This is a genomic window from Pseudomonas syringae pv. cilantro (genome assembly GCF_001293775.1).
GTDB lineage: Bacteria > Pseudomonadota > Gammaproteobacteria > Pseudomonadales > Pseudomonadaceae > Aquipseudomonas > Aquipseudomonas syringae_P.
Genome location: NZ_LGLN01000077.1, coordinates 171125 through 197399 on the forward strand (window position 1 = coordinate 171125; position 26275 = coordinate 197399).

The 26275-nt window shown below is 58.3% G+C and carries 25 protein-coding genes and 1 tRNA gene; 12 read left to right on the top strand and 14 right to left on the bottom strand.

Going from position 1 to position 26275, the window contains the following annotated elements; translation table 11 throughout:
* Positions 1-328: 328 nt before the first annotated feature.
* The 12 genes from sctU to sctW are packed head-to-tail and all read right to left on the bottom strand — an operon-like array spanning position 329 to position 10881.
* On the bottom strand, positions 329-1408 hold the full coding sequence (gene sctU, locus ABJ99_RS21430; RefSeq protein ID WP_007248484.1) for a type III secretion system export apparatus subunit SctU: 1080 nt from the start codon (positions 1406-1408) through the stop codon (positions 329-331).
* The gene (gene sctT / locus ABJ99_RS21435; protein ID WP_054087506.1) at positions 1405-2199 is read right to left on the bottom strand and encodes a type III secretion system export apparatus subunit SctT; all 795 of its coding nucleotides are present in this window, start codon (positions 2197-2199) and stop codon (positions 1405-1407) included. Before sctT ends, sctU begins: the two co-directional genes overlap by 4 nt.
* Positions 2200-2466, bottom strand: coding sequence for a type III secretion system export apparatus subunit SctS (gene sctS / locus ABJ99_RS21440; RefSeq protein ID WP_007248486.1), 267 nt, complete (start codon positions 2464-2466; stop codon positions 2200-2202).
* A 7-nt stretch (positions 2467-2473) separates the two neighbouring features.
* On the bottom strand, positions 2474-3127 hold the full coding sequence (sctR, locus tag ABJ99_RS21445; RefSeq protein WP_007248487.1) for a type III secretion system export apparatus subunit SctR: 654 nt from the start codon (positions 3125-3127) through the stop codon (positions 2474-2476).
* Positions 3124-3531, bottom strand: a complete 408-nt coding sequence (locus ABJ99_RS21450) for a FliM/FliN family flagellar motor switch protein (RefSeq protein WP_054087507.1) — start codon at positions 3529-3531, stop codon at positions 3124-3126. Before ABJ99_RS21450 ends, sctR begins: the two co-directional genes overlap by 4 nt.
* Positions 3521-4237, bottom strand: coding sequence for a hypothetical protein (locus ABJ99_RS21455; protein ID WP_054087508.1), 717 nt, complete (start codon positions 4235-4237; stop codon positions 3521-3523). The genes ABJ99_RS21450 and ABJ99_RS21455 overlap by 11 nt, the downstream gene beginning before the upstream one ends.
* Positions 4234-4806: a type III secretion system HrpP C-terminal domain-containing protein gene (locus ABJ99_RS21460; RefSeq protein ID WP_054087509.1), complete on the bottom strand. Its 573-nt coding sequence runs from the start codon at positions 4804-4806 to the stop codon at positions 4234-4236. The genes ABJ99_RS21455 and ABJ99_RS21460 overlap by 4 nt, the downstream gene beginning before the upstream one ends.
* Positions 4807-4812: 6 nt before the next feature.
* Complete coding sequence (locus ABJ99_RS21465) at positions 4813-5259, bottom strand: hypothetical protein (RefSeq protein WP_054087510.1); 447 nt, start codon at positions 5257-5259, stop codon at positions 4813-4815.
* Positions 5260-5261: 2 nt separating this feature from the next.
* The gene (gene hrcN, locus ABJ99_RS21470) at positions 5262-6611 is read right to left on the bottom strand and encodes a type III secretion system ATPase HrcN (RefSeq protein ID WP_054079504.1); all 1350 of its coding nucleotides are present in this window, start codon (positions 6609-6611) and stop codon (positions 5262-5264) included.
* Complete coding sequence (sctD, locus tag ABJ99_RS21475; RefSeq protein WP_054087511.1) at positions 6608-7582, bottom strand: type III secretion system inner membrane ring subunit SctD; 975 nt, start codon at positions 7580-7582, stop codon at positions 6608-6610. The genes hrcN and sctD overlap by 4 nt, the downstream gene beginning before the upstream one ends.
* A 33-nt stretch (positions 7583-7615) precedes the next feature.
* Complete coding sequence (sctV, locus tag ABJ99_RS21480) at positions 7616-9703, bottom strand: type III secretion system export apparatus subunit SctV (protein ID WP_054079506.1); 2088 nt, start codon at positions 9701-9703, stop codon at positions 7616-7618.
* Positions 9703-10881, bottom strand: coding sequence for a type III secretion system gatekeeper subunit SctW (gene sctW / locus ABJ99_RS21485; RefSeq protein WP_054087512.1), 1179 nt, complete (start codon positions 10879-10881; stop codon positions 9703-9705). The genes sctV and sctW overlap by 1 nt, the downstream gene beginning before the upstream one ends.
* A gap of 243 nt (positions 10882-11124) precedes the next feature.
* Between sctW and ABJ99_RS21490 the strand changes: the two genes are divergently transcribed.
* The 4 genes from ABJ99_RS21490 (at position 11125) to ABJ99_RS21505 (ending at position 17075) form a co-directional block, all read left to right on the top strand.
* Positions 11125-11679 carry an RNA polymerase sigma factor gene (locus ABJ99_RS21490; protein WP_007248498.1) on the top strand — a complete coding sequence of 185 codons (555 nt, stop codon included), beginning with the start codon at positions 11125-11127 and terminating at the stop codon, positions 11677-11679.
* A gap of 73 nt (positions 11680-11752) precedes the next feature.
* Positions 11753-14035 carry an HrpF/NolX family T3SS translocon protein gene (locus tag ABJ99_RS21495; protein WP_054087513.1) on the top strand — a complete coding sequence of 761 codons (2283 nt, stop codon included), beginning with the start codon at positions 11753-11755 and terminating at the stop codon, positions 14033-14035.
* A gap of 388 nt (positions 14036-14423) precedes the next feature.
* Positions 14424-15755: a hypothetical protein gene (locus ABJ99_RS29340; RefSeq protein ID WP_054087514.1), complete on the top strand. Its 1332-nt coding sequence runs from the start codon at positions 14424-14426 to the stop codon at positions 15753-15755.
* Between the two features lie 477 nt (positions 15756-16232).
* A complete protein-coding gene (locus ABJ99_RS21505) occupies positions 16233-17075 on the top strand; it encodes a DUF1460 domain-containing protein (RefSeq protein WP_054087515.1) in 843 nt (280 codons plus the stop codon).
* Between the two features lie 189 nt (positions 17076-17264).
* On the opposite strand, the gene ABJ99_RS21510 is transcribed toward ABJ99_RS21505, so the two are convergent.
* A tRNA-Leu gene (locus ABJ99_RS21510) sits at positions 17265-17349 on the bottom strand.
* 117 nt (positions 17350-17466) lie between these two features.
* Here ABJ99_RS21510 and queA point away from each other — a divergent pair.
* The 6 genes from queA to ABJ99_RS21540 all read left to right on the top strand — a co-directional run bounded on the left by queA (position 17467) and on the right by ABJ99_RS21540 (position 23550).
* On the top strand, positions 17467-18531 hold the full coding sequence (queA, locus tag ABJ99_RS21515) for a tRNA preQ1(34) S-adenosylmethionine ribosyltransferase-isomerase QueA (RefSeq protein WP_054087516.1): 1065 nt from the start codon (positions 17467-17469) through the stop codon (positions 18529-18531).
* Between the two features lie 14 nt (positions 18532-18545).
* Positions 18546-19661: a tRNA guanosine(34) transglycosylase Tgt gene (tgt, locus tag ABJ99_RS21520; RefSeq protein WP_122235126.1), complete on the top strand. Its 1116-nt coding sequence runs from the start codon at positions 18546-18548 to the stop codon at positions 19659-19661.
* Between the two features lie 52 nt (positions 19662-19713).
* Positions 19714-20049, top strand: coding sequence for a preprotein translocase subunit YajC (yajC, locus tag ABJ99_RS21525; RefSeq protein ID WP_002552468.1), 336 nt, complete (start codon positions 19714-19716; stop codon positions 20047-20049).
* 63 nt (positions 20050-20112) lie between these two features.
* Positions 20113-21981 carry a protein translocase subunit SecD gene (gene secD / locus ABJ99_RS21530; protein ID WP_054087518.1) on the top strand — a complete coding sequence of 623 codons (1869 nt, stop codon included), beginning with the start codon at positions 20113-20115 and terminating at the stop codon, positions 21979-21981.
* 9 nt (positions 21982-21990) lie between these two features.
* Positions 21991-22902: a protein translocase subunit SecF gene (gene secF / locus ABJ99_RS21535; RefSeq protein ID WP_007248507.1), complete on the top strand. Its 912-nt coding sequence runs from the start codon at positions 21991-21993 to the stop codon at positions 22900-22902.
* A 108-nt stretch (positions 22903-23010) separates the two neighbouring features.
* Positions 23011-23550 (top strand): glycine zipper 2TM domain-containing protein, encoded by a 540-nt coding sequence (locus tag ABJ99_RS21540; protein WP_054087519.1) that lies wholly within the window; start codon positions 23011-23013, stop codon positions 23548-23550.
* Positions 23551-23617: 67 nt separating this feature from the next.
* Here ABJ99_RS21540 and suhB read toward each other — a convergent pair whose 3' ends face one another.
* A complete protein-coding gene (gene suhB, locus ABJ99_RS21545; RefSeq protein ID WP_054087520.1) occupies positions 23618-24433 on the bottom strand; it encodes a type III secretion system regulator SuhB in 816 nt (271 codons plus the stop codon).
* 215 nt (positions 24434-24648) lie between these two features.
* Between suhB and trmJ the strand changes: the two genes are divergently transcribed.
* Positions 24649-25413 (top strand): tRNA (cytosine(32)/uridine(32)-2'-O)-methyltransferase TrmJ, encoded by a 765-nt coding sequence (gene trmJ, locus ABJ99_RS21550; RefSeq protein WP_054087521.1) that lies wholly within the window; start codon positions 24649-24651, stop codon positions 25411-25413.
* A complete protein-coding gene (cysE, locus tag ABJ99_RS21555) occupies positions 25413-26189 on the top strand; it encodes a serine O-acetyltransferase (protein WP_054087522.1) in 777 nt (258 codons plus the stop codon). The genes trmJ and cysE overlap by 1 nt, the downstream gene beginning before the upstream one ends.
* Positions 26190-26275 lie beyond the last annotated feature (86 nt).

Below are 26275 nucleotides of genomic sequence, written 5' to 3' on the forward strand. Positions count from 1 at the left end.
TACAAACGAGCTCTTTACTATCCGCCAAGATTGAGGTGGTCCTACGCGATGCAGGATTCACCTTATCGGCGTCTTGCTCGAAGATATTCTTTCGACGGAATTCATAGCATGCTCAGAAAAGCCATTCGAACTTGGGTTTAGGATGCGTCGCTCCAGGTCACCTGAATGTTCGAACTAAAAATACATTAAATCAATTAAATAGTTAATTTTCCGCCTTTTTGGCCCTCGTCGGCGTAACGAGTACAGCGACATTTACTTCAGCAGTGACTAGGCTCTGTACATAAAGTGGCTGCGCTCGCCGACTTTTCGGAAAGCGTCCAGGCAGACATCACAGCTCCACTTCAACCTGAATCACTTCATCGGTGACTTCATCCAGCTGACGAACCACTTTGTAGATGTGCCCGACAGCCTGCAGGGTAGGGCGGGGTATGTATTTGCCGACTTTGGCGCGGTACAGCGTTCGGGTCAGCCAGATGCTCTGTACCACCGGGATACCGGCTTTTTTGGCCCGTGCAATCAGTGCCAATGCCTCTTCATCTTCGCCCTTGCAATGAATCAGCGGCAAAGGCGTCTCGCCTGCCCGGTAATACAAGGCCACGGCGTAGTGCGTCGGGTTGACCAGCAGCATGTCCGCGTCTTCCACCGGTTTGGGCGCAGCGCTGGGCTCCTGGTTGAGGATTTCGTGGGCGAGCTGCCGACGGTGGCCTTTGACGTGAGGGTCGCCTTCGGACTGTTTGTATTCTTTCTTGATGTCTTCGTGGCTCATGCGCAGCTTCTTTGCGTGAAAGTACTTCTGCATGGCGAAGTCGACCATGGCGATGACCAGCAACAACCCCAGGATCACGCGCAAAATGTGCCTGAACAGATCGACCAGGGCATGCCAGTACGTAGTCAGATCGCTATTGGCCAGCAAGATAAGCGCGCCTAGTGCCGGTTTGACTTGCGTGTACAGCGTTGCGCCGATGGCAACGGCCTTGAGAATGCTGAGCAGCAGGTTAAGAAGGTTCTGCCCGGAAAACATCTGTTTGGCATGCGAAAACGGGTTGATCTTGTTGATGTCGACTTTGAGCGCCTTGGGGGCGAACAGAAAGCCGATCTGCACCCAGCTGCCGATCAAGCGCATGAGCATGGCAATGCCGACGCTGCACAACGTAAAGCTCAGCAACACCGAGAGGCCTTCGCTGGCGACCAGCTCGACCGACGCGGCAAAGGTCCGGTCGATGCCTTGAAAAGACAGCGTCAGCAGCGCTTCCAGCCGGTTGACGCTGTCATCGGCCAGGCTCAGGGTTATTTCACTGACAGCCATCAATACCAGCAGTTTGCCAAGGTCTTGGCTCTGCCCGACCTGACCCTTTTCCCGGGCGTCGCGCAGCTGCTTGGGCGTGGCCTTTTCGGTTTTTTCGCTCACGGCACTTGCACCAGAAGCCCCAGTAGCGACTTCAGATCAACCAGCTTCAATAATTGACCGGTGCCCAGTTCCAGCAGCGTCGGCAGATAGATCAACAGAAATGCCAGCCCGGCCATGCTTTTAGCCGGCATGGCCAGAACCGAGACGTTCAGTTGTTGCGCATACAGGCCGATGATCGCAAACGCCGCCTCGATCAGCAGCAGCAGCGCAATGAACGGGGCGGCGTACAACATCATGTGCTGCATGGTCTGGTTCAGTTGTTCCAGAAAGACATCCAGGCCACCGGCGTTCATGCCGGGCAGCCAGGCCGTCGGAGGCCAGACGTTGTAGCTGTCCCAGATGACCTGGGTAATCAGCGACAGCCCTCCGGTGAGGATTACCAGCATGATCAGGGTTTCTTGAAACAATTCGCCCAGCGGCGTGGCGTCCGGTCCCAGGGCCGGGTTCAACTGGCCGCCGCTGAGCGCACCCCGCTGGCTGTCCAGCAGGGCGCCCACCGAAGCGAACATCCAGAATGGGGCATATAGCAATAGCCCCAAGAGTGTGCCGAGTACGGCTTCCTTGATGAGCAGGCCGCCAATCGCAAACCAGTTATCGTCGAGCGATTCCAGCGCGCGGGTGATGGCCGGTGCCGGGATCATCGCCATGACCGCCACCACCGCATAGCGCACCGTGCCTTTCAGGTATTTGAAGCAAAAGGCAGGCACCAGCACCATGCACGGTGCCAGACGCGCCATGGCCAGGCCCATACCGAGCATGAATTGAAAGGCGCTGTGCGCGTCGAAGGGCATTTAGTGACTGACCCCTGACCGTGCAATCAGATCGAAGGCCATGTTGATGAATTGAATCAGCTCGACCCCGATCCAGCGGCCGGTCATGGCCAGGGTCAACCCGACCGCCCCCAGTTTGATGCCGAAGGGTAAAGTCTGATCCTGAATCTGCATAAGGGCCTGCAGCAGCGAAGTGATCACGCCGACCAGCACGGCCACAGCCAGCGGCGGAGCGGTCAGGATGACGACCAGAAACATGCCTTGCTTGAACAGCGCCAACGCTTCCATGACCGCCTCACATATAGGAATAGAAGAGACTGTCGAGCAGGCGGGACCAGCCCGAGACCAGCACGAACAGCAGCAGCTTGAGCGGAAGCGACAGCGTCATCGGCGAGACCATCTGCATGCCCAGGGCCAGCAACAGGTTGGAGACAATCAGGTCAATGACGATGAAAGGGATATAGATCAAAAAACCGATCTCGAAACCGGCCTGCAATTCCGATAGCACGAAGGCCGGAATTGCCAGCAACAGATCGTTTTTGTTGGCCTGATCGGCCATTTCCTTTGGCCACATGCGCTGGGTGTTCTCCAGCAGATGGGCGACCACATCCGGGTCGGTGTTGCGGGTCATGAAGCGTTGCAGCGGCTCGATCACCACCTTGAGGCTGCTCTGCAACTTGTCGGCACTGCTCATTTCCAGCGGGTGATCATGCACGCGCTGCTGGATATCGTGGGCCACCGGGGCCATGACGAACATCGTCGCGGCCAGGGCAATGCCGTACAACGCCATGTTCGGCGGCACTTGCTGAACGCCGATGGCGTTGCGGGTGATCAGCAGCGTCATGGCGATCTTCAGAAACGCAGTGCAGACAATCAACAGAAACGGGATCAGCGACAGCGAGCCGAGAAACAGCGCCAGCATGATCGGGTTGACGCCCTCCATGATCATGAGCGTGTCACCAGCCGGGTGATCTGCAGACCGAGCCGGCCCTCGACATCGACCAGCTCGCCCTCGGCTACCACCTGCTCGCCGTGGCACAGTGTGGCATGCCCGGGCGCTACGCCACTGACTTCCAGCACGCTGCCGGCGTCCAGGCGGCGCAGCTCGGCGAGGGTCAATCTGAGCTCACCGCAACGCAGTGTCAGCTCCAGCTCCAGTGAATCGAGCGCCGGGGACTCGTCCTGTTCGTCTTGTCTTTCGTCGTCAGCCGGTGCATAGCCGGATTCCTGTTCGGCGTACTCGTCGTCGGGCCAGTGCTGCTCTTCTTGCTGTTCAGACAGATGATCAGGCGACTGATCGTCGTACTCGTCGAGCATCTCGACCTCGTCCTGATACAGATCTTCAGTACTCATGGTGACGGTGCTCCTCATGACTGAGCTGCAGAAAAAGACGCTGTGCCTGTTGGTCGGTCTGCACCGCCCACTGCCGACCAGCGAGGGTCATAACGCCTTGTCCGCTGCTGTCGAACGGGCAGCGGGCAGGCAATACCACGTCACCGGGGCGCAGCGAGGCGATTTGTTCCAGGGTCAGCGACATTTCGCCGATGATCAGCGGCGTGGGCACTGACCAGGATTCATCCACGGTGCGTTTCAGGGCTTGCCACGACGCCGAATCGAGCAGCCTGAGCAGGGTGTCGGGCGTGGTGTGCAGGCGGGCGTTGATCCGCGCTGCGTCAAGCCGCACCTGAATCCGGCAGCCAATGAGGGGCTCGGTCGGTGCGTCGGAAAGCGGTTCGATGGGGGCCAGCAGGTCGGCGATGACCGGGCTCAGGCGTTGATTGAAAAACTGCCAGTACCAGGCTTGTTGCTCGCCCCCGAGCGTGAAAGGCACATCGCCCAGCAGGCTGAGCAGCGCTTCGGCATCACTTAGCAACAGAGGCCCGACCGCCGTGTTCAGCCAGACACCCTCCGCCGGTGTATGGGCCTCGGCCGGCAGTGCCGACAGGGTCAGTTCGGCGTCCTGCCCCCGTGCGCTGAAGCCCAGGCGTTGACCGGCGCCCAGCTCACGCGTGGCCTGAGCCAGCAGGGCGTTGACCTTGCGCAAACGCAGCGCGCTCATGCTGCAAAGTCTTCGTGCATGTCCAGATCAACGTCCTGGCCCAGAGCCTGCGACAGCGAATCACGGCATGCGCCGGCATGGCCTTGCAAGCGCTTGAGCACGTCGCGTTTGGCGAAACCCATCTGGATACTCCAGCGATTGTCGGCTTTGCTGGCATTGACTCGCACCGTCCCCAGGTTGGGCATGAGCAAGGTAAACGCCAGTGGGCCTGTTGGTTGCTCCGGCAGACGCTGCGCCAGCTCGTCGATCAGTTCTGCCGGCACATGCTCGGTGCGAGTTGGCAGAGAGACACCGCTGCCGCCGAAGCCTTGCTGCTCGGGCTGCTCACCTACCGTGGGTATCAGCAACTGGGAAAAGAACAGCCCGTCGGCGCTGATCGGCGTTTCCGCTGCCGACCGGTTCTGCGCGAAACGCACCGTCTGCGTATCGCTGCGACCCATACCGCCAAAGGTCGGGCGCTTTTCAGCGGGCCCGCCTGGCTGGCGCTGCGAAGGTGCGGAGTGTGAGGGTTCTGGAGGTGCGGATGGCACTGCTGGCGCTTTGGCCTGGGGTTTGATCGGTGCGGTCATCGTCACTTAACCTTCTTCGTTGAGCGTCTCCTCCATGCAGGCGAGTTTCTCGACCGCGCGCTGAGACGCTTTGGCTTGCAGCCGCTTCTGTTCAAGCAACGCCTGTTGTTCGGTTACCCGCAATTGCTGTTGCTGCACGTCATGACGAATGGAGTCCAGACGGTCGAGCAGGCTTTTCTCTTTTGCGTGCCATCGGTCGACATCGTTGAGACTGATGGTTTTTTCCAGATGCGCGCTGGACAGGCTCTCGCGACCTCGCTTGTGGTTGTCACGTTCCTGAACCAGCGATGCCTGTGTCTCTGCTAAGTGGTCGAGCATTGATTTCAGTTCCACCTGTGCCTGGCGATGTGCCCGCTCGGCACTCGCCTGACGGTGTTGACGCAATGGCGTGAGTAGACCGATCACCTGTTCCAGTGCCGCCCGTTGCGGATCTTCTTCCAGTGTCTCGTCCATCGTCACTCCGGCAGTTGAGAGGTGAGCCGCAGCAGCTCGTCCAGGGTTTCCTGCAACGGCACAGGCTCACGCAGGTCCTGGCGCAGGAACGCATTGATGGCGTCGTTCAATTGCACGGCACAGTCGGTGACCGGGTCCGCCCCGGCCTGGTATTCGCCCAGGCGCAGGAGCATTTCCACTTGCTTGTAGGCAGCCAGCAACTGACGCAGGCGATTGTTCGCCCGCTGGTGCTCACGTCCGGTGACATTGCTCAGAATCCGGCTGATGCTGGCGGACACGTCGATGGCGGGGTAGTGGCCGCGTTCGGCCAGTTTGCGCGACAGCACGATGTGGCCGTCGAGCAATGAACGCACTTCATCCGCCACCGGATCGTTCATCGAGTCCTGCTCGATCAGCACGGTATAGAGCGCGGTGATCGAACCGATCTCGCTCATCCCGGCGCGCTCCACCAGGCGCGGCAGCAGGGTGTACACCGAAGGCGGCAGACCGCCACGCCCCAGCGGTTCGCCCGAGGCAATACCGATTTCCCGTTGCGCACGGGCAAAGCGGGTCAGCGAATCGAGCAGCAACAGCACCTTCTGGCCCCGCGCGCGAAAGGCTTCGGCGATGGCCGTTGCCGTGAATGCGGCGCGGGCCCGCTCCATACTCGAACGATCGGACGTCGCGCAGACCAGCACCGAGCGACTGCGCAGGGTTTCATCCAGCTCATGGTCGAGGAACTCGCGCAACTCGCGGCCCCGTTCACCAATCAGCCCGAACACGATGACGTCGCAATCCATGTTGCGGGCCAGCTCGGCCATCAGCGTGGTCTTGCCGCAACCGGCACCGGCAAACAGCCCGACCCGCTGACCCTCACCCAGCAGAATCGCACTGTCGATGGCGCGCACACCGGTGGGCAGCGCTCGGGTGATACGGGGGCGCTGGGTGGGCGGCAGGGCGTCGGCGATCACTGGCAAGGTGTCACGACGATCATCCGGCCCGGCGAACGCCCCGAGGCAGTCGCCGAGCAGCGGTCGCCCGAACCCGTCCAGCACGCTGCCCAGCAAGCTGTCGTCAACGCCGATCCGGTGGGCGATGCCGAGCGGGCGGATTGGCGCGCCGACCTGAATCCCGTCCGGCGCACCGAGTGCGCTGAGCAAGGTACAGTCCTGAGTGAAACCGACGATTTCAGCCAGCAACATACTGCCGTCGGCTTTGCTCACTTCACACAGGTCGCCGACCTTGGCTGCCGGAATCTTGCACTCGAGCAGAATTCCGCGCACTGCGCTGACCCGGCCACTGACGCGGACGGCACAATACTGGCTCAAACGTGCCACGTGGGTTTCTTTCCACAGGTCCAGTGCAGCGCTCACCAGTTCACCTCGACATGACGATCGCCATCGAATTGCAGGCGCTGTTTGTCAATGCGGGTGAGGCGCAACCCGTTCACCTCGTCGCCCACGTAGACGCGTCGGCCGTCGGCTGTTACCAGATGCGCGTGCGGGCCGGTCATGATCTGCACGACTACAAACGGCAAGGCGTTGCGATTGCTGGCGACGTTGTCCATTACGTTGACAGGCGAGTCATAGCGATCCTTGAAACGCTGCAGCATGCGCTGGTAGACCAGCAGCGATTCTTCTTTGAGGTCGCCGTTGAGAACCAGCCCGTCCGGTGTCTCCTCCACGCTGACATCGGTCAGCAGGCGGTCGCTGAGCATAGTGCTCAATTGATGACGGACGGCCTCAGCGCTGCTCAGGTGGATGCGTCCGTCGGCCACCGGCTTGGCGGCTTTCGCTGGCGTCCGTGCGGGATCTGGCGGTGCATCTGTCGTCATTGCGGCGATGTGCGCCGGGCCTTGGTCCATCGCGATGGCGGCAGGTCGGGTCAGGCTCCAGGCGCTGCCGATGACGCCAACCAGCAGACCGGCGATTATCCCCGTGGTGCGGTTGAGAAATTGCGAGCGCGACCTGACTTTCTGCAGCGGTACGTCTTTGCGCGCTTGCTCGGGTTCAGCCTGTGGCTGTTTCGGGATGACCGCCGGTACGGAAGGCCAGGCATCTTCGGCAGGCGAAACGCACAGCCAGACCGGGCCCAGCATGAACGGGCTGTTGAGCTTCACATCAAGGCCGGGCAGGGCGTTGCCTTGTTCGTCGCAGACCACACCCTCTTCGGCGTTCAGGGTCCAGCGTTCGTCCAGCCGTTGCAGGCGGCAATGCAGGCTCGCCACGCCAGCATCATCGAGTGCCAGATCAAGTTCTTCGGCAGAGCCGATCGACCATTGCTCACCCACCAGCGGTAACGCTGCGCCCTGGTGCTGGCCGTTCAGTACGCGTAATTCAAACATCTGAAAGTCTCCCTGTGCTCAGGCCTGAAAGGCTCAAGCTGCGTGCTCGTTGTCCAGTGGCTCAAGATCATCTTCAAGGTCGAAGCGTCCCATCACCTTGACCTTGGCCGCATTGCTGATTTCCGCGAAAGACAGTACGGGAACGTGATAGAACTCTTCTCTCAACAAAGTGCGCAGCGGGCTGCGCAGGTCCTGCGCGACCAGCAGCACCGACTGCTCTGGTGCGCGAACCGGGAACGCGATGTTCATTTGCTGCACGAGCATCTGACTGATTTCGTTGCTCAGTGCAAAGAACGTTTCGGTCTGTGTCTGACGCAAGCCATCGCGCAACAGGCCTTCGCTTTCCGGCGTCAGCAACCACACTTGCAGGCCTTCGGCGCCGCAGTACTGGTGATAGATCTGCGACTTGAGCGCAATGCGCACATAGTCGGTCAGCACGTTGGTGTCGCGCTCGTGCTGACAGTGCTCGACCAGGGTTTCGGCGATCACCCGGATTGCCCTCAGCGGTACACTCTCCGACGCGAGGCGTTGCAAGACGGCCGAGAAGCGCGTCAGGGTGAGAACCCGCTGTATTTCCTGAGCGAGTTCCGGTTGCTCCGTTTCCAGCCAGCTGAGGATGGCTTTGGTTTCCTGCAAGCCAATGAACTGCGGTGCGCAGTACTGCAGCGCGCGCTCCATGCGTTCAACGATCAGCGTCATGGCATTGACCGAATCCAGGTCGCCGCACTGCTCGGCAGGCAGCCAGACCCATTGATCTTCCTGGCGGTCGCTATTGCCGGGGATGGCCGCAGGAAGGTTTTCACCGCCCAGCTGGCGTACGTCCACGGCGACGTGGGTCTGGGTGAACGTGGCCTTGAGCATCGGCACGTCATACACGTTGAAGCGAAACTCGTCCGGAGCAACATCTTCCACATGTTCGATGATGAAAGAGGGCAGAGTCAGACCGTACTGCACCACCAGACGGTTGCGTCGTTTGCGTATTTCGCTGACCAGCGCCTGTATCTGGTTGCTGTCCTGACCGGGATGAAACTGCAGGACGAACTGGCGGCTGGGTGAGAAGGTGCGCAGGTCTTCTTTACCGTTCATTTCCGGCGCAACGGCTGTGGCACGTTGCTCGTCGGCCTTGGGTTTGGCCCGTTGCAATTGCAGAAATCCACCGGCGCCGCAGATGATCGCGATGGTGATGAACACGCCGGTCGGCATGCCAGGCAGCGCAGCGAAGCCGAGCATTGCGACCGAGGCAATGATCCAGGCCTTGGGCTGGCTGGTGATCTGTTCGGCGATTTCGCGGCCGATGTTGGCCTCGACACCCGCTTCGGTGTTAGGCACACGAGTAATGATCATGCCGCTGGTCACGGAGATCAGCAGCGCCGGGATCTGTGCGATCAGGCCGTCACCGATGGTCAATACGGTATACAGCTGCAGTGCGTCGCCGGCTGCCATATTGTGTTGCAGCACGCCGATGGAAATACCGCCGATCATGTTGATCGCAACGATGATCAGGCTGGCAATCGCATCGCCATTGACGAACTTCATGGCGCCGTCCATTGCGCCGAACAACTGGCTTTCCTTGTTCAGTTCGGCGCGCCGCTTGCGGGCTTCGTGAACGGTAATCAGGTTGGCCCGCAAATCGCTGTCGATGGACATCTGCTTGCCGGGCATGGCGTCCAGCGTGAATCGGGCGCCCACCTCGGCGACCCTTTCCGAGCCTTTGGTGATTACCAGAAAGTTGACCACCGTCAGGATCAGGAAGATCACTAGACCCACCGCCAGGTTGCCGCCTACCACGAACTGACCGAAGGCTTCGACGATGTGTCCGGCGTCCTGATTAAGCAGGATCAGCCGGGTGGTGGAAACCGACAGCGCCAGACGAAACATGGTGGTCAGCAGCAGTACCGCCGGAAAGGTCGAGAACGCCAGAGGCCGGGGCAGGTGCATGGCAAGCATGATCAGCAGACAGGAGATACAAATGTTCACGGCGATCAGAACGTCGACCAGCCCGGTGGGCAGCGGCGTGATCATCATGAACACAATGGCGATTACGAAGAACGCACCGACAAGCTCCGAGCGGCGCATGGCCGACAGCGCGATCATGTTCAGAAAGTTGATGACTTGATTCATCAGGCAAGTCCCTCGTAATGCAGCTTCTGTTCCTGCTGGGTGAGTTCGGTCATCAGCGTTAGCAGGTTATTCAGCGCCGCCTGACGGCTTTTCATGTCGCGCCAGAGCAGGATCGGCAGTTGCATGAGCATCGGACGCAGACCATTGAGGAATGCCAACTGATGCTTGAGCTGTTTGCCGCCGATGTGCTGGGTCAGTTGCAGGGTCTGGTTCACGTTCATTCCATTGGCCGTCAGGGTCAGCAGGTGCTTGAGGAACGCGCGTGGCTCGACCTTCAGCTCGGGGTTCTTGTTGCGCATGCGCCCAAGCAACTGCTCACAGCCGCGCAGCAGGGTGGTGACGTGTCGTGCTGTGTTCAGGCCATGCATCAGCGTGCGTAGCTGTTCCTGGGAGACTGACGGCTTGATCGCCGACAGGTCGTCCGCAATCGCAATGCGCATTTGGCCCAGTTTCCGGTCGAACTCTTCGGGCTCTTCATTGAGCAAGGCTTCAATCAGGCCGGTAATGTTCAGTTGTCCGGATACCGCTACGCCATACAGGTTGCGCAACGCAGCGCGACGCTTGTTATCAACGTTCTGACGCCCGAAAGCCTTGGCGGTATTGGTGCCGGCGCGGGCTAGTGGTCCGAATCTGCGCCGCAGGTGCTTGAGCGTACGGGTCAGCGCCACGTATTCCTCTTGTGCGCCATCGTTCTCTGCCTGTTTACGCGCGGCTTGCAGCACGACCTGAGCCTTGGCTACGTCGCCGTCCGCAAATTCCAGAACCCGTTCAACGCTTGCGTTGCCTTGAGCAATCTCCAGGGCATCTTCAACGCTCGCATCGCCTTCCGCAGATTCCTGAGCCTTTTCACTGGGTATGTCCTTATCTTGCAGCAGTTTTTTGCGCAGTAGCCTGGCAGCGTTGTCCAGCCCCGTATCTTTGGCAGTTATCAACAGCTGATACAGCTCGCCCAGTTTGACGGCTCGCGACTGCAGGGCATTTCTGCTCGCGATCAGCTCGCGGTGACGCAGTATCCGACTGCGCTGCACCAGCGCTGCGGCAAAGCGCGAAACCTGATGCTGCGACGTCCCTTTTTCGTCAAGCGCTCCAGTGCCGGGAGTCGTGCGCGCAGCAGGTACTACAGCGCGGGGCGGCGCGACTGGATGGATCGGCAATGTAGGCGGGGCGACGATTTTCATAGGACGGTTCTGAGCCTGGTCATGACCGCTGAGTGGGTCGGTGCCATGGTTCGGTTCCCTTGGGAGGAGGGTTCGCGCGTTTGTGCCAAAAGCTGCAGAGGCAAAATGGGCGTTGCGCAAAAAAATGTATTTCAAATAATTACAAAATTGTTAATGTGTTTATAAATCAATGAGTTATGAATTTATTTTTTACTGGCACGGTTATCGCTATATGGGTTGCACACCATCAAATGAGGCAAGACCATGTTCCAGAACCTTGTGATCCTTGATGCAACCCAGTCACGCAAACCTTCTTCGTCCACTGGCATTCGGCAGTTGACGGCCGATCAGATTCAGATGCTCAGAGCGTTTATCCAGAAGCGCGTGATGAACCCTGATGATGTCGATGACATTCTGCAATGCGTGTTTCTCGAGGCGTTACGCAATGAGCACAAGTTTCAGCATGCCAGCAAACCGCAAACCTGGCTGTGTGGCATTGCGCTGAACCTGATCCGCAATCACTTCCGCAAAATGTACCGCCAGCCTTATCAGGAAAGCTGGGAAGACGAAGTGCATACCGATCTGGAGTGGAATGACGACATCACTCATCAGGTAGACGGACACCGGCAGTTGGCACGCGTCATCGAGGCCATCGACTGCTTGCCGGCGAACATGCAAAAAGTCCTGGAAGTGTCGCTTGAAATGGACGGCAATTATCAGGAAACGGCGAACACGCTGGGTGTTCCGATCGGCACTGTGCGCTCGCGGCTTTCCCGGGCGCGCGTGCAGTTGAAGCAACAGATCGATCCGTTCGCCTGAATGGGGGTATGTCTGGAACCAACTCACGCCCGAAACCACACAGTTGCCATCCTTCACCACTTGGATGGCAACCATGCGTATATCCAGTTCTTCCTTTGGCGGTATTGCTAATCAACCCACCTCTGGCGGACCGGATGGCGAAACGGCATTTGCCAGCGCCTCTCTGTCGCCGAGCATCGGCGGTTCCGCTTACGTGGACTTCGGGCAGACCAGCGACGACAGTGATTCCTTTTTTTCTGACGCCGACTCCACTGCTTCATCGCTGATGAGCTTGCTGACCCGGAGCAGTAGCTCCTCCAGCGTCGACTCGGACAGCTCGTTCGATATCAATCCGCCCGAACCGGTCACGTCGACAACGTCCTCGTCACCCACTGACGCGTCCAATCCGGCCAACGCCCCCAGCGCTTCCGATGCAGCGTTTCTCGATAACTCCAAGTATTCCTCCCCCGAGGCGTTGAAACGTTGGGAGCCTATGGTCGCCCATTTGCCGCCCGAACAACGCGAGCAGGCGGCCAAAGAGCTCAACCGGCCCATTGCGGCGGCCTGGATGGCCCGAGAGAAAGGCCCCGACGCTGAGAAAGCGATGGAATTCATCAATGCCAACCCGGCACTGAAAACCGCAGTGGATGTCGCGCAGGGCGGCAGTGCGGATGGCAAGATCACCAATAAAGACCTCAAAACCTTTGCCAAGAATATGGAAAAGGCGGCGGACAACGCCGACAAGGATTTGGCCAAGTACACGGAAGACAACCCGGGTGCTGATCCACAATCCCTGGAAATGGTGCGCAACGCAGCGGTGATGCGCGCCAACATGCCGCTGGCCGTGGCGGCTGACCCTCATCACGCATTGGGCGCGACGGACCAGACCAAGGTGGACGGCAACGTCAGCGCCGAAGGTTTGCAAGGTCTGGCTAGCGACAATCCTGGCTTGTCGGGCGCGCTCAAACAGTCGTGCAGCACCTGGTCGCAACCGGGCTTTCTCAGTCAGGTTGACGAGGCGGGCCTGACCGGACGCAAGAAGGCGGCCCACAGTCCTGACAAGGTATTCGATTCGAGCAACCTGAGTGAGTGGATCAGGAAGAGCGCACCTACCAACGGTGGTCAGTTCGCCAGCATGCTCAGCGACGCGGCAACCCTGAACTCGGTCGAGGGGATCGACATCAGCAAGCTCGATGCGGATGTTTTCGCAAATCCCAAGTCCTACACCGGCGCGCAGAAAGCCGCGGTGATGGTTAAGTTGCAGCAAACCCAGCAAAGCGTGATCGCCGGGCGCAGCCTGCACAATACTGAAAAAACCGAGGCGGGGCTGAATAAGAAAATCGCTCAGCTACAGACCGATCCGGACGTTCAGGCGTACCTCAACAAAAGCATTCCGGAACAGGAACGCAGCTTGGTGGACAGTGATTCTGCGCTGAAAAGCGCTGTCATCGAACAAGCGAAAAACGTCAACAGCGGCAAGGCGCTTCAGAATGACATGGCGACGGCAGACAAGGCCGTCGACAAACATAAGCCGAATGCCGATTACAGTAGTGCCATCGGTGGTTTGTCTGCCCAGTTGCAATTGCAAAAAGACTTGTTTCCCGACACTCAGGTACCGACTGCCGAGCAGGTGGTGAGCGCCAAGCCTGAACTGCAAACCGCAATCAAGAACTCTTACACGCGTAATTTCAGCGAAGGTGGCGCGCTCAAGCAATTGCTGGGTCAGAAGAAGTCTGATGCCGCTGAGGCGCTGCAAACCGCAGATAGTCAGAAAGCTGTTTACGAAAGTGTCTTGCCCGCTGATTTCGCCAATGAGCAGCGTGAAAAATACACGGCCAGCACCTTGACGGAGCTGCAGAACTCCAAAAAGGGCCGCAAGTTGCTGGAAGGCAAAAGCGATGGGGAGGGTGGGCCCTCTTTGGCTTCTCAGCTCGCTGCGGAAGGTTTGGGGGGCAAGGCATTCAGGTCGGTCATGGGCTTTGCGTCGGTGTCCAGCATGCTCGCCGAGGGTAACAAGGTTGGCGCGGCAGCCGCTATTTACGACAGCACCAAACTGGGCGCAGAAGCGATCAAAGGTGGCGTCGACGTAGGCGCGAAGATGATGGGCCGTGAGGCATCCGCTGGCCTCGGTCGTCTGGGCGGACAGATGATAGGCCGTGCCGTCGGCCTGGTTGCCGGCGAAGCGACCGGTCTCGCTGCAGGTGCAGCCCTGGGCGCTGCCATCCCGATCGTCGGCTGGGCCATCGATGGCGCCATGGCATTAGGCTTCGGTATTTCCGCGATTGTCGATGCGGTCAAGAAGAAACACTACCAGAAAGCGTTCGACCATAACGTCGATCCGGTGCTGGATCAGTTCGGGATTGCCAGGGCGCATTGACAGGGAAGGCTAGAAGGGGCAGTTGCACAGCTGAACTTGGCAAGAAGCCTGCCTTAATCTAGCGATGGCCCGGTCAATTTCACTGAGGTACGAACTGAGCATTCGTAGGTGTGCATTGCAGATGGAAATCGCGACTATCGGGTTGCCATGTCGCTGGGTGCCAATGGAGTCGAGGCAAATGCTTGTCTGGTTCGAGCGTTAGTTGAACAAGTCTGGTCGCTTCTTCCCAAGGTATGCCTCAGCAAGATGGGTGAAGTCTGAATGAGCTTCATTGATCTTTTCATGGAGACTGGCTCAACCCAGAGTTGAGTGTGACTAAAACCGTTGGTGGTCAGCGGCGTAGTGGTGGATCAGGTGCATTTTTCAATATTTGACTCAGGAGATTTCTATGAATCCCATCAGACCCTTATCCCATTCAATTCAACCGTTGCTGGTGGGCGAGGGTGAAGCCGCGTCTAATTTGCCAGCTATGCACGCAGCCGTCTTGAGTGGCGATAGCGCGCGCGTAACGCAACTGCGTAACGAAGGCGTGCGCATAAACGAACTGGACAATGAGAAGCGCTCGCCCCTTGATGTGCTCGACACGATGCGAGATATCGATGAGCAAAGCAGGTCTGGCATGCGCATGGCCTTGCTGCAATCCCTGAGCCCTACCGCACCAATAGGCTACATGAAGCCAGAAGCCTTGCACGGAACACCCTGGGGTTTGGAGATTTTGCAATCTGGGTCACTCAAAGGAGGGGTCAACGATCCGAAAGGCGGTCGGGAGTCCTTGGAGCGCATGGTGTTTTTCTCGGATCGAACGCCTGAAAGCGACAAAGACGAAACGACACGGTTGAATCTGAGGGTCAAACCAAGGCTTTACGCCAATGGGAAAGGGGTAAATGTCAGCAATGCTTCTTCTCGGGCTCAACAGCATCGTCTCAGTCAAGTGATCACTCATGCCGCGAGCAATGGGAAACCGCTGCCAACACTGCCCGGTACGGTAACTATAGAAGTTTCCGATCTGAAGCAAGCTGCCCGCGAGGGCGGTGCTTGGTTACAGCGCTTTCTCCATGATAAATATATTTTAAAAGGTGCTGGGCAGGCGTTTACCAAAGCGCCTTTGGGGCAGGGTTCGTCCGCGCTGAAACTACCGGCTTCTATAACCCTGAGGCAGGGTGATAGCACAAAAGTGTTGGTTGATAGCGAACTACAGGATTTTTTTCACCAGGCTGCGCATACGTTGCAATCCGAGCTGGAAAGCGGCAAGGCTCCTTACCTGAGTCTGTTGAATCGTGGAACCGTGGTGCCCTTGGTTTTTGGGTTCGAAAAAGTCAAAGGTCTTTCTGCTCATGAGATCAGTACATCGATACCTGGTAAAAATAACAGGTTTATGTACAAAGCAAATGAGCATCGCTTGGCGGGAGGGCCAGACGGTGGAAAAATCAAAGAGGTGGAGGTCAGAACCCTTGGCGACCTTGTAACGCTCCATCTAGGGTGTGAGCTCAAAAATATAAAACTGCCCGAAGATCTCCTCGTGAGGCTGAAAACGAGCAAGAAAGAAAAAGCCGAGTATTTAGATGCCTCCGCGATTGCCCGGTTTCGCACCAATCTTCTTGAACGGGTTTCGGAGATGTCCAGTGGTGCGCCCTTGAATACTCTGAGTCTTGAGACGTTGCAGGAAATAAATGCTGAGTTGCGTGCGAGTGATCCAAGAACTTTTCTGCGGGAGTCTTGACGGTGTTGGTATTCGTTCAGGAAAGTGGATGCACGTCACTCCGGTAACTTGACGTAAAGGGCTTTGTACGCAGCTTTCCACGATCGTGTGGTTTTGGTTTTGACCATTCCGCACACTGGAGGTGCAGGCGTGCGTGCATGGCCCATGCAAACTCCCCAGTTCCAAAGAAAAGTCGAGCACACGGCGCCATGACCTCCACAAGCTGATAGCGTTGCCTGTTCTGGCCCAGCACGGCGTTGCCGAAACCTGCTGGGTTGCTGCCTTTTTCCCAGCGAGTGCGTTGCGTTGTAGTGTGTGTTTTATACTGACTTTGTTGTAAAAATGAAATCTTTTTAAGGTGTCTTCAGGCGCGCCACCCTTTATAAGTTGACGCTATCAGGCGTCAAGCGTAATGCGTTTGGCCTGAGGTTGAAGGCAGGTTTGGGATTCGGTTTATGGGCGGTGCATGATGCGCTTATTGGAATGATGGTGGATTAAGTGCAAAAGCTAGCTGTTTTGGTTTTAAGTTCTGCCCTGTTAGCAGGCTGCGGGTTTTCAGGGAAGGAGATAAGAAGTAATATTTCTGATACTCAGGCAGCACTTGAAAAACCGGTTCCCGTCAACCTGGACGCTTACACGTCGAAAAAACTGGACTCTGTTCTGGAGGCCAAGGCCAGCAGCCGTAACCTTGATAAAGGTCAGATGATTGACTTGATCTCGGAGAAGTTCTTGGGGACACCGTATCGCGCCAACAGGTTGCAGGGTGCAGAACATACACCTGAACAACTAGTCATCGACTTCAGAGGTCTGGACTGTTTTACGTATCTGGACTATGTAGAGGCGTTACGAAAATCGACATCGCGGCAGACGTTTGTAAAAAATTTAATTCAGACGCGTTATCATGACGGTGACGTTGATTTTTTGAAGCGCAAGCATTTTTTTACTGACTGGGCTTACAGTCAAGCGCAGAATCTGGCGGATGAGATTACTACGCAGGTAAGCTCGAATACAGTACGTGTTGAAAAGCGCCTTAACGAAAGGTCCAACGGCAAGACCTATATTCCTGGATTGCCAGTCGTTAAACGCAGTATCACCTATATCCCGAGCGGTCTTGTTGATAATAAGGTTGTGGGTCAACTGAGGACAGGTGATTACATTGGTATTTACGCCAGTCTTCCTGGCATGGATGTGACTCATGTCGGTGTTTTTATCATGACTGACAAGGGCCCTGTTCTACGAAATGCGTCTTCACGAAAGGAAAATGAAAAAGTAGTGGACTCACCCTTTTTTGAGTATGTGGCGAGAAAGCCGGGGATTGTTGTTTTCAGGGCAAAAGATTAAAAACCTTGACCTGTTGACGCGCAGGTAGCCCGGACGCTTTCTCCACTGCGACGGGTTGCAGTGAAACGGCTTTAGGGCCCGAGAGTGATATACATCCTCGCGCACCGGGTGAGGCTGGCCAAACCCATCACGCCAGCTTTCCACCAGACGAAAAAAAAGACCTTGAAATTCAAGGTCTTTTTTCAATTTTGGTGCCCCGAGGGAGAATCGAACTCCCACTTCTTTCGAAAACGGATTTTGAATCCGCCGCGTCTACCAATTCCGCCATCAGGGCTCAATGGCGGCGAAGTATAAGGATGAGTTTTCCGTTGGTCAACAGGGATTTACGCAGGTTTTTTACTAATGCCGTCAAACCGGATAAACTTCCCGGCCCTGCTAAACGAACCCGATCATGCGCGTCGCTGACTTTACCTTCGAACTCCCTGATTCCCTGATAGCTCGCCACCCGCTGGCCGAGCGTCGCAGCAGTCGTCTGTTGACCCTTGATGGGCCTACGGGCACGCTGGCACATCGTCAATTCACCGATTTGCTCGAGCATGTGCGCCCGGGCGACTTGATGGTATTCAACAATACCCGTGTCATCCCCGCTCGTTTGTTCGGGCAGAAGGCGTCCGGCGGCAAGCTGGAGATTCTGGTCGAGCGCGTGCTGGACAGCCATCGTGTGCTGGCGCATGTGCGTGCCAGTAAATCGCCCAAACCGGGCTCGTCGATTCTGATCGATGGCGGTGGCGAGGCCGAGATGGTGGCGCGGCACGACGCGCTGTTCGAGCTGCGCTTTGCCGAAGAAGTGCTGCCGTTGCTGGACCGTGTCGGGCACATGCCGTTGCCTCCTTATATAGACCGTCCGGACGAAGGCGCGGACCGCGAGCGCTATCAGACCGTCTACGCCGAGCGCGCCGGTGCTGTGGCCGCACCGACTGCCGGGCTGCATTTCGACCAGCCGTTGCTGGACGCGATTGCCGCCAAGGGCGTCGAAACCGCTTTCGTCACGCTGCACGTCGGCGCGGGTACGTTCCAGCCGGTTCGCGTCGATCAGATCGAAGATCACCACATGCACAGCGAGTGGCTGGAAGTCAGCCAAAACGTGGTCGATGCCGTGGCGGCGTGCCGCGCGCGTGGCGGACGGGTGATTGCGGTCGGCACCACCAGCGTGCGCTCACTGGAGAGTGCCGCGCGCGATGGCGAGTTGAAGCCGTTCAGTGGCGACACCGACATCTTTATCTATCCGGGGCGGCCGTTCCATGTGGTCGATGCCCTGGTGACCAATTTCCATCTGCCTGAATCCACGCTGTTGATGCTGGTTTCGGCGTTCGCCGGTTACCCAGAGACCATGGCTGCCTACGCGGCGGCGGTCGAGCACGGGTACCGCTTCTTCAGTTACGGTGATGCGATGTTCATCACCCGCAATCCCGCGCCGACGGCCCCACAGGAATCGGCACCAGAGGATCACGCATGAGTCGCACCTGTCGTATGTCTTTCGAGTTGTTGGCCACCGACGGCAAGGCCCGTCGCGGTCGCCTGACCTTTCCGCGTGGCGTGGTCGAGACCCCGGCGTTCATGCCGGTGGGCACCTACGGCACGGTCAAGGGCATGTTGCCGCGTGATATCGAAGCCACCGGTGCGCAGATGATTCTGGGCAATACCTTTCACTTGTGGCTGCGTCCCGGCACCGAGGTCATCAAGGGCCACGGCGATCTGCACGATTTCATGCAGTGGAAGGGGCCGATTCTGACCGACTCCGGCGGTTTTCAGGTGTTCAGCCTGGGCGCCATGCGCAAGATCAAGGAGGAGGGCGTGACCTTCGCCTCGCCGGTCGATGGCGCCAAGGTGTTCATGGGCCCGGAAGAGTCGATGCAGGTGCAGCGTGACCTCGGCTCTGACGTCGTGATGATCTTCGACGAATGCACGCCTTACCCGGCTGACGAAGACGTAGCGCGTGTCTCCATGGAGCTGTCGCTGCGCTGGGCCAAGCGTTCCAAGGTCGCGCACGGCGAAAACACTGCCGCGCTGTTCGGCATCGTTCAGGGTGGTATGCACGAGAACCTGCGCAAGCGTTCGCTGGAAGGCCTGGACGAGATCGGTTTTGACGGTCTGGCGATCGGCGGTCTGTCGGTCGGCGAGCCCAAGCACGAAATGATCAAGGTGCTGGATTACCTGCCGGGCCTGATGCCGGCAGACAAGCCTCGTTACCTGATGGGTGTAGGCAAGCCGGAAGATCTGGTCGAAGGTGTGCGCCGTGGCGTCGATATGTTCGATTGTGTCATGCCGACCCGCAACGCCCGCAATGGCCATCTGTTCATCGATACCGGTGTGCTGAAAATCCGTAACGCGTTCCATCGCCACGACAATTCGCCGCTGGATCCGACCTGCGATTGCTACACCTGCAAGAACTTCTCGCGCGCTTATCTGCATCACCTGGACAAGTGCGGGGAAATGCTGGGGAGCATGCTCAATACCATCCACAATTTGCGGCACTACCAGCTGCTGATGGCTGGTTTGCGCGAGGCTATTCAACAGGGTACATTGGCCGCCTTCGTCGATGCCTTCTATGCCAAACGCGGCCTTCCAACGCCGCCTCTGGGTTGAAACAGAACGAGTTTTTCCTGCTTTTATACTAATTATGTAACTGGAGCGACACATGAGCTTTTTCATCTCTCCCGCATTTGCGGATGCTGCTGCACCGGCTGCCGGTCCTGCGGGCAGTGGTTTCGAGTGGATCTTTCTGGTCGGCTTCCTGGTCATCTTCTACCTGATGATCTGGCGTCCACAGGCCAAGCGCGCGAAAGAGCAGAAAAACCTGCTGGGCAACCTGCAGAAAGGCGACGAAGTGGTCACCAGCGGTGGTATCGCCGGCAAGATCAACAAAGTGACCGACGATTTTGTGGTCATCGAAGTGTCCGACACCGTCGAGCTGAAAATCCAGAAAGGCGCCATCGCGGCCACTCTGCCCAAAGGCACCCTGAAAGCGATCTGAGTAGCAACTTTTTACCCATCGACGGGGCGCGCAAGGCGCCCCGCGTTTTAAGCGGGCGGCGTGATGCTGAACAAATACCCTCTGTGGAAATACATACTGATCCTGGCGGTGCTGGTGGTCGGTTTTATTTATTCCGCACCTAATCTCTATCCTGATGATTCTGCCATCCAGATCAGCGGCGCAAGCACTGCGCTGCAAGTCAATCAGGCAGACGTGGATCGTGCAGCCAAGGCGCTTACCGATGCCGGCATCGCGGTCAAGGCTTCTTCTCTGGCCGAGAATGGCAAGGGCGGTTTGTTGCGTCTGAGCAAGCAGGAAGACCAGTTGCCGGCCAAGGATGTCGTGCGCAAGGCGTTGGGCGATGACTATGTCGTCGCACTGAACCTGGCCCGCACCACGCCGACCTGGTTGCGTAACCTGGGCGCAAGCCCGATGAAGCTCGGTCTCGACCTGTCCGGCGGTGTGCACTTCCTGCTGGAAGTCGACATGGACAAGGCGATCGATGCTCGCCTGAAAGTGTACGAAGGCGAAGTCAAATCCTTGCTGCGCAAGGAAAAGGTCCGCTATCGCAGCCTGCCTCAGCTGGGCAATGTGATTCAACTGGGCTTTACCGATGACGCCGAGCGCGAGCAGGCTCGTGCGCTGGTTCGCAAGACCTTCACCGACTTCGAAATCACGCCTGCCGAGCTGAACGGTATTCCCGTGCTGCGCATGGCGCTGACCCCGGCCAAACTGGCCGAGATTCGTGAATACTCGATCAAGCAGAACCTGACCACCGTGCGTAACCGGGTCAACGAGCTGGGTGTTGCCGAGCCGCTGGTTCAGCGTCAGGGTGCCAACCGCATCGTGGTCGAGCTGCCGGGTGTGCAGGACACGGCCGAAGCCAAGCGTATTCTGGGCAAGACTGCCAACCTCGAGTTCCGTCTGGGCGCAGGCCCGGATGATTCGAAAGGCACTACCGAGATGTTCGAATTCCGCGAAGGCGGTCGTCCGGCTGCGGCGGTGGAGCGTGGTCTGATCATCACCGGCGACCAGGTGACTGACGCCAAGGCCAGTTTCGACGAGCACGGCCGTCCACAGGTGAACATCAATCTTGATGGTCATGGTGGCGAGCTCATGAGCCGCGCAACCCGCAGCAATGTGGGCCGCAGCATGGCGGTGATCTTCATCGAACAGCGTCCGACTACCACCTACACCAGGCAGATGGTCAACGGCGTCGAGAAAGACGTGCCGGTGCAGACCTTCAAGGAAGAGAAGAAAATCATCAGTCTGGCGACCATCCAGTCGCCGCTGGGCAGTCAGTTCCGGATTACCGGTCTGAACGGCCAGGGTGAATCTTCCGAACTGGCGCTGCTGTTGCGTGCCGGTGGTCTGGCCGCACCGATGTACTTCGCTGAAGAGCGCACCATCGGTCCGAGCCTGGGGGCCGACAACATCACCAAGGGTATCGACGCTTCCCTGTGGGGCATGCTGTTCGTCTCGATCTTCATCATGGCGATCTACCGTTTCTTCGGCCTGATCGCTACCGTCGCGCTGGCCCTGAACATGGTCATGTTGCTGGCGCTGATGTCCTTGCTGGGTGCAACGCTGACCCTGCCGGGTATCGCCGGTATTGTATTGACCATGGGCATGGCGGTGGATGCCAACGTGCTGATCTTCTCGCGTATTCGTGAGGAAATCGCCAACGGCATGACGGTGCAACGCGCTATCAACGAAGGTTTCGATCGAGCCTACACGGCGATCCTCGACGCCAACCTGACGACACTGCTGGTCGGCGGCATTCTCTTTGCGATGGGCACCGGCCCGGTCAAAGGGTTCGCGGTGACCATGTCGCTCGGGATCTTTACCTCGATGTTCACGGCCATCATGGTGACCCGCGCTATGGTCAACCGGATCTACGGCGGTCGTGACTTCAAGAAGTTGTGGATTTAAGGGGCTGCCATGTTACGTACCATCAACTTCATGGGTGTTCGCAATGTTGCGTTCGCCGTCACGATGCTCCTTACCGTACTGGCGTTGTTCAGCTGGTTCCATAAAGGGCTCAACTTTGGTCTGGACTTCACCGGCGGTACGCTCATTGAGCTGACCTACGAGCGTCCAGCCGATCTGGGCAAGGTTCGTCAGGAGCTGGTTGCGGCGGGCTATCACGAAGCCGTTGTGCAGAGCTTCGGCGCAACGACCGATCTGCTGGTGCGCATGCCGGGTGAAGACCCGCAACTGGGTACTCAGGTAGCTGAAGCGCTACGCAAGGCGGGCGCTGATAACCCGGCAGTGGTCAAGCGTGTCGAATTCGTCGGCCCGCAGGTGGGTGAAGAGCTGCGCGATCAGGGCGGTATAGGCATGCTGCTGGCGCTGGGCGGTGTACTGATCTACCTGGCCTTCCGCTTCCAGTGGAAATTCGCGGTCGGGGCAATCATCTCGCTGATCCACGACGTGGTGGTGACGATGGGTATCCTGTCGTTCTTCCAGATCACCTTCGACCTGACGGTGCTGGCGGCGGTACTGGCGATCATCGGTTACTCGCTGAACGACACCATTGTGGTCTTCGACCGGGTACGCGAGAACTTCCGCCTGCTGCGCAAGGCTTCGCTGATCGAAAACATCAACATTTCCACCACGCAGACACTGCTGCGCACCATTGCCACCTCGGTTTCGACCCTGTTGGCGATTTCTGCGCTGTGGGCGTTCGGCGGCGACAGCCTGGAAGGCTTCTCCATCGCGTTGTTCATCGGTGTACTGGCGGGTACCTACTCGTCGATCTACATCGCCAACGTGGTGCTGATCTGGCTGAACCTGACCACCGAGGATCTTATCCCTCCAGTGGTTGTGGACAAGGCTGACGACCTGCCGTAGATCCACCCATCATAAAAAAGGCGCGAGTGCTGAACTCGCGCCTTTTTTTATGCTCCAAGGCTAGGTATTGCGCAGCCAAGCTGCGTTTCGATTGGTCAGGAGGTTCTAGTGAACAAGTCTATGCTTGTTGGTGCTGTGTTAGGTGCTGCTGTCGTGACTGCTGGCGGCGCCGTTGCCACCTATAGCTTGGTCAAGGGTGGTCCTGAGTATGCGGATGTATTGGCAGTCGAGCCAATCAACCAGCAGATCAAAACCCCCCGTGAAGTTTGCAAGGACGTAACCGTTACCCGTCAGGCGCCGGTCAAAGACCAGCATCAGATCGTCGGTAGCGTAATTGGCGCGGTTGCCGGTGGTTTGCTGGGCAACCAGATTGGTGGCGGCAACGGCAAGAAGATCGCTACTGTCGCCGGTGCGGTCGGCGGTGGTTATGCCGGTAACAAGGTGCAGGAAGGCATGCAGGAGCGTGATACCTACACCACTACGCAGAACCGTTGCACAACGGTCAACGATGTAAGCGACAAAGTTGTGGGCTACAACGTCAAGTACAAGCTGAACGAGAAGGTCGGTCAGGTTCGCATGGCGAGCGATCCGGGCAGCCGGATTCCGGTCGACAAGGAAGGTCAGCTGATATTGGGTCAGGCGCAATAACGCCTGCCGCTGAGCTTCTTCAAGGCATAAAAAAACCGGCGAAAGCCGGTTTTTTTATATCTGCAGCTTAGCGCTTGAGCGAAGCAGGCAGGTGCGGTGCAATGGCTGTCAGTACAGCCTTGAAGCACTTGGTATTGCCGGCAACGATATGGCCTTTCTCGAGGAAGTCGTGACCGCCGGTGAAATCGCTGACCAGGCCGCCTGCTTCCTGAATCAGAAGCGCGCCTGCAGCCATGTCCCATTCGGACAGGCCCGACTCCCAGAACGCATCGAAGCGACCGGCAGCAACGTAGGCGAGGTCGAGGCTGGCAGCGCCTGCGCGACGAATGCCTGCGGTCTGGCCGACCAGGCTGCGGAACATGCCCAGGTAGTTTTCGAGGTTGTCCATCTGGTTGTCACGGAACGGGAAGCCGGTGCCGAGCAGGGCGCCTTCCAGGCTCTTGCGCTGGCTGACGCGCAGGCGACGACCGTTAAGGGCTGCGCCCCGACCACGGCTTGCGGTGAATTCTTCCTGACGGACCGGGTCCAGAACGACGGCGTGCTCGAGGCGGCCGCGGTATTTGCAGGCAATGCTGACGGCGAAGTGTGGGATGCCCCGAACGAAGTTGGTGGTGCCGTCCAGCGGGTCGATGATCCACAGATAATCTGCGCCTTCGCCGCTGCCTTCATGCATGCCGCTTTCTTCGCCAAGGATGCCGTGAGTCGGGTAGGCCTTGCGCAGCGCAGTGATGATGCTCTGTTCAGCCGCGCGGTCGATTTCTGTGACGTAATCCTTGGCTTCTTTTTCGTCAACCTTGATGGTATCCAAGCGCTCGATGGAGCGGAAAATCAATTCGCTGGCGCTGCGGGCGGCGCGCAGCGCGATATTCAGCATGGGCTGCATGGACAATTCACCTAAGGTTGTTAAAGAGAGCCGGGTATTCTATGGGCTGATTCGAATTATTTCCAGCCTTGCGTTGTTACGACTGTCGACCTGGCATGATTTTTTTTGTTACTCGATGGGTGGATTCGCATCATCCCGGGTGCACGGGTTCGTAGCGTTAGGCGGACCGTTTCTGTAAGATTTGCCCCCCTAATTCGCGTCAGTGAGCGTTCGCCTTGTTGCAGAACATCCGTGTTGTCCTGGTCGGCACTACCCATCCCGGAAATATCGGCGGGGCCGCTCGCGCCATGAAAAACATGGGGCTTGCACGTCTGGTACTGGTTGATCCGCGTATTTTTCCGTCGCCCGATGCCGTCGCGCGGGCGTCTGGCGCCACCGATATTCTTGAAGGCGCGCAAGTCGTTGCGACGCTGGAAGAGGCGCTGGTCGGTTGCCGCCTGGTGCTCGGCACCAGTGCGCGGGATCGCAGCCTGCCCTGGCCGATGCTCGATCCGCGCGGGTCTGGCGAAAAAGTCATCGAGCAAGCCGGGGAGGGCGCCGAGGTGGCGCTGGTCTTCGGTCGCGAACATTCGGGCCTGACCAACGAAGAGTTGCAGCGTTGTCACTTTCATGTGCACATTCCGTCGGACCCCGCGTTCAGCTCGCTCAATCTCGCCGCTGCTGTGCAAGTGCTCAGTTACGAAGTGCGTATGGCGTGGCTGGCCGTGTCGGAGCGGGGCGATGCGCCAAAACCGGCGTCGGCGCACAGTGCCGAGCTGGCTACGATGGACGAGATGGAAGGCTTCTATGGGCATCTGGAAGCCACGTTGGTGGACATTGGCTTCCTTGATCCCGAAAAACCACGGCACCTGATGGCACGGCTGCGCAGACTGTTCGGTCGCAGTGAGGTCGAGCGCTCCGAGCTGAGTATTCTGCGCGGTGTGCTCACCGAGACCCAGAAAGTCGCACGCGGCGAACCCTACAAGCGAAAGGATCAGTGATGTTCGAGCGTCTGCGAGAAGACATTCAAAGCGTATTTCATCGCGACCCTGCGGCGCGTAATGCCTTTGAGGTGCTGACCTGCTATCCGGGTATGCACGCCATCTGGCTGCACCGTTTTGCACACATTCTGTGGCGCAATGGCTGGAAATGGCCGGCGCGGGTGGTGTCCAACTTCGGTCGCTGGATGACCGGTATCGAGATTCATCCCGGCGCACGCATCGGTCGCCGCTTTTTCATCGACCATGGCATGGGCATCGTGATCGGTGAGACCGCCGAGATCGGCAATGACGTCACCCTCTATCAAGGTGTGACCCTGGGTGGCACCAGCTGGAATGCCGGCAAGCGCCATCCGACGCTGGAAGACGGCGTGGTGGTAGGGGCGGGGGCCAAAGTGCTCGGGCCATTCACGGTAGGTGCAGGCGCCAAGATCGGCTCCAATGCGGTGGTGACCAAGGCGGTGCCTGCGGGCGCGACTGCCGTGGGTATTCCGGGGCGCATCATCGTCAAGTCCGACGATGAAACCGAAGCCAGGCGCAAGGCCATGGCGGAAAAGCTCGGTTTCGATGCCTATGGGATCAGTGGCGACATGCCAGACCCGATCGCCCGCGCCATCGGCCAGTTGCTCGATCATCTGCAGGCGGTGGATGGCCGACTGGAAGGCATGTGCGATGCGCTTGGCAAACTCGGTAGCGATTATTGCGCCAAGGAGCTGCCCGAGCTGCGCGACGAAGTGTTCGACTGCGTCAAGGATGAGCGCCAGAGCGCCGTTAAGTAAAGTTACCCATGTTTGGGGAAACTCTGAAAAAGGTTTCCTGATTTGGCAAAATACCCCAACACCTTTCACCGAGCCTCCCCGATGAA

Coding starts and splice junctions, on each gene's coding strand:
- sctR (WP_007248487.1), bottom strand. CDS start 3,127: ATGATCATGGAGGGCGTCAACCCGATCATGCTGGCGCTGTTTCTCGGC.
- sctT (WP_054087506.1), bottom strand. CDS start 2,199: ATGCCCTTCGACGCGCACAGCGCCTTTCAATTCATGCTCGGTATGGGC.
- yajC (WP_002552468.1), top strand. CDS start 19,714: ATGAGCTTTTTCATCTCTCCCGCATTTGCGGATGCTGCTGCACCGGCT.
- secF (WP_007248507.1), top strand. CDS start 21,991: ATGTTACGTACCATCAACTTCATGGGTGTTCGCAATGTTGCGTTCGCC.
- ABJ99_RS21450 (WP_054087507.1), bottom strand. CDS start 3,531: ATGAGTACTGAAGATCTGTATCAGGACGAGGTCGAGATGCTCGACGAG.
- ABJ99_RS29340 (WP_054087514.1), top strand. CDS start 14,424: ATGAATCCCATCAGACCCTTATCCCATTCAATTCAACCGTTGCTGGTG.
- secD (WP_054087518.1), top strand. CDS start 20,113: ATGCTGAACAAATACCCTCTGTGGAAATACATACTGATCCTGGCGGTG.
- suhB (WP_054087520.1), bottom strand. CDS start 24,433: ATGCAGCCCATGCTGAATATCGCGCTGCGCGCCGCCCGCAGCGCCAGC.
- ABJ99_RS21495 (WP_054087513.1), top strand. CDS start 11,753: ATGCGTATATCCAGTTCTTCCTTTGGCGGTATTGCTAATCAACCCACC.
- sctS (WP_007248486.1), bottom strand. CDS start 2,466: ATGGAAGCGTTGGCGCTGTTCAAGCAAGGCATGTTTCTGGTCGTCATC.
- ABJ99_RS21460 (WP_054087509.1), bottom strand. CDS start 4,806: ATGACCGCACCGATCAAACCCCAGGCCAAAGCGCCAGCAGTGCCATCC.
- sctW (WP_054087512.1), bottom strand. CDS start 10,881: ATGAAAATCGTCGCCCCGCCTACATTGCCGATCCATCCAGTCGCGCCG.
- tgt (WP_122235126.1), top strand. CDS start 18,546: ATGTCTTTCGAGTTGTTGGCCACCGACGGCAAGGCCCGTCGCGGTCGC.
- queA (WP_054087516.1), top strand. CDS start 17,467: ATGCGCGTCGCTGACTTTACCTTCGAACTCCCTGATTCCCTGATAGCT.
- cysE (WP_054087522.1), top strand. CDS start 25,413: ATGTTCGAGCGTCTGCGAGAAGACATTCAAAGCGTATTTCATCGCGAC.
- ABJ99_RS21465 (WP_054087510.1), bottom strand. CDS start 5,259: ATGGACGAGACACTGGAAGAAGATCCGCAACGGGCGGCACTGGAACAG.
- sctV (WP_054079506.1), bottom strand. CDS start 9,703: ATGAATCAAGTCATCAACTTTCTGAACATGATCGCGCTGTCGGCCATG.
- sctD (WP_054087511.1), bottom strand. CDS start 7,582: ATGTTTGAATTACGCGTACTGAACGGCCAGCACCAGGGCGCAGCGTTA.
- ABJ99_RS21455 (WP_054087508.1), bottom strand. CDS start 4,237: ATGAGCGCGCTGCGTTTGCGCAAGGTCAACGCCCTGCTGGCTCAGGCC.
- ABJ99_RS21490 (WP_007248498.1), top strand. CDS start 11,125: ATGTTCCAGAACCTTGTGATCCTTGATGCAACCCAGTCACGCAAACCT.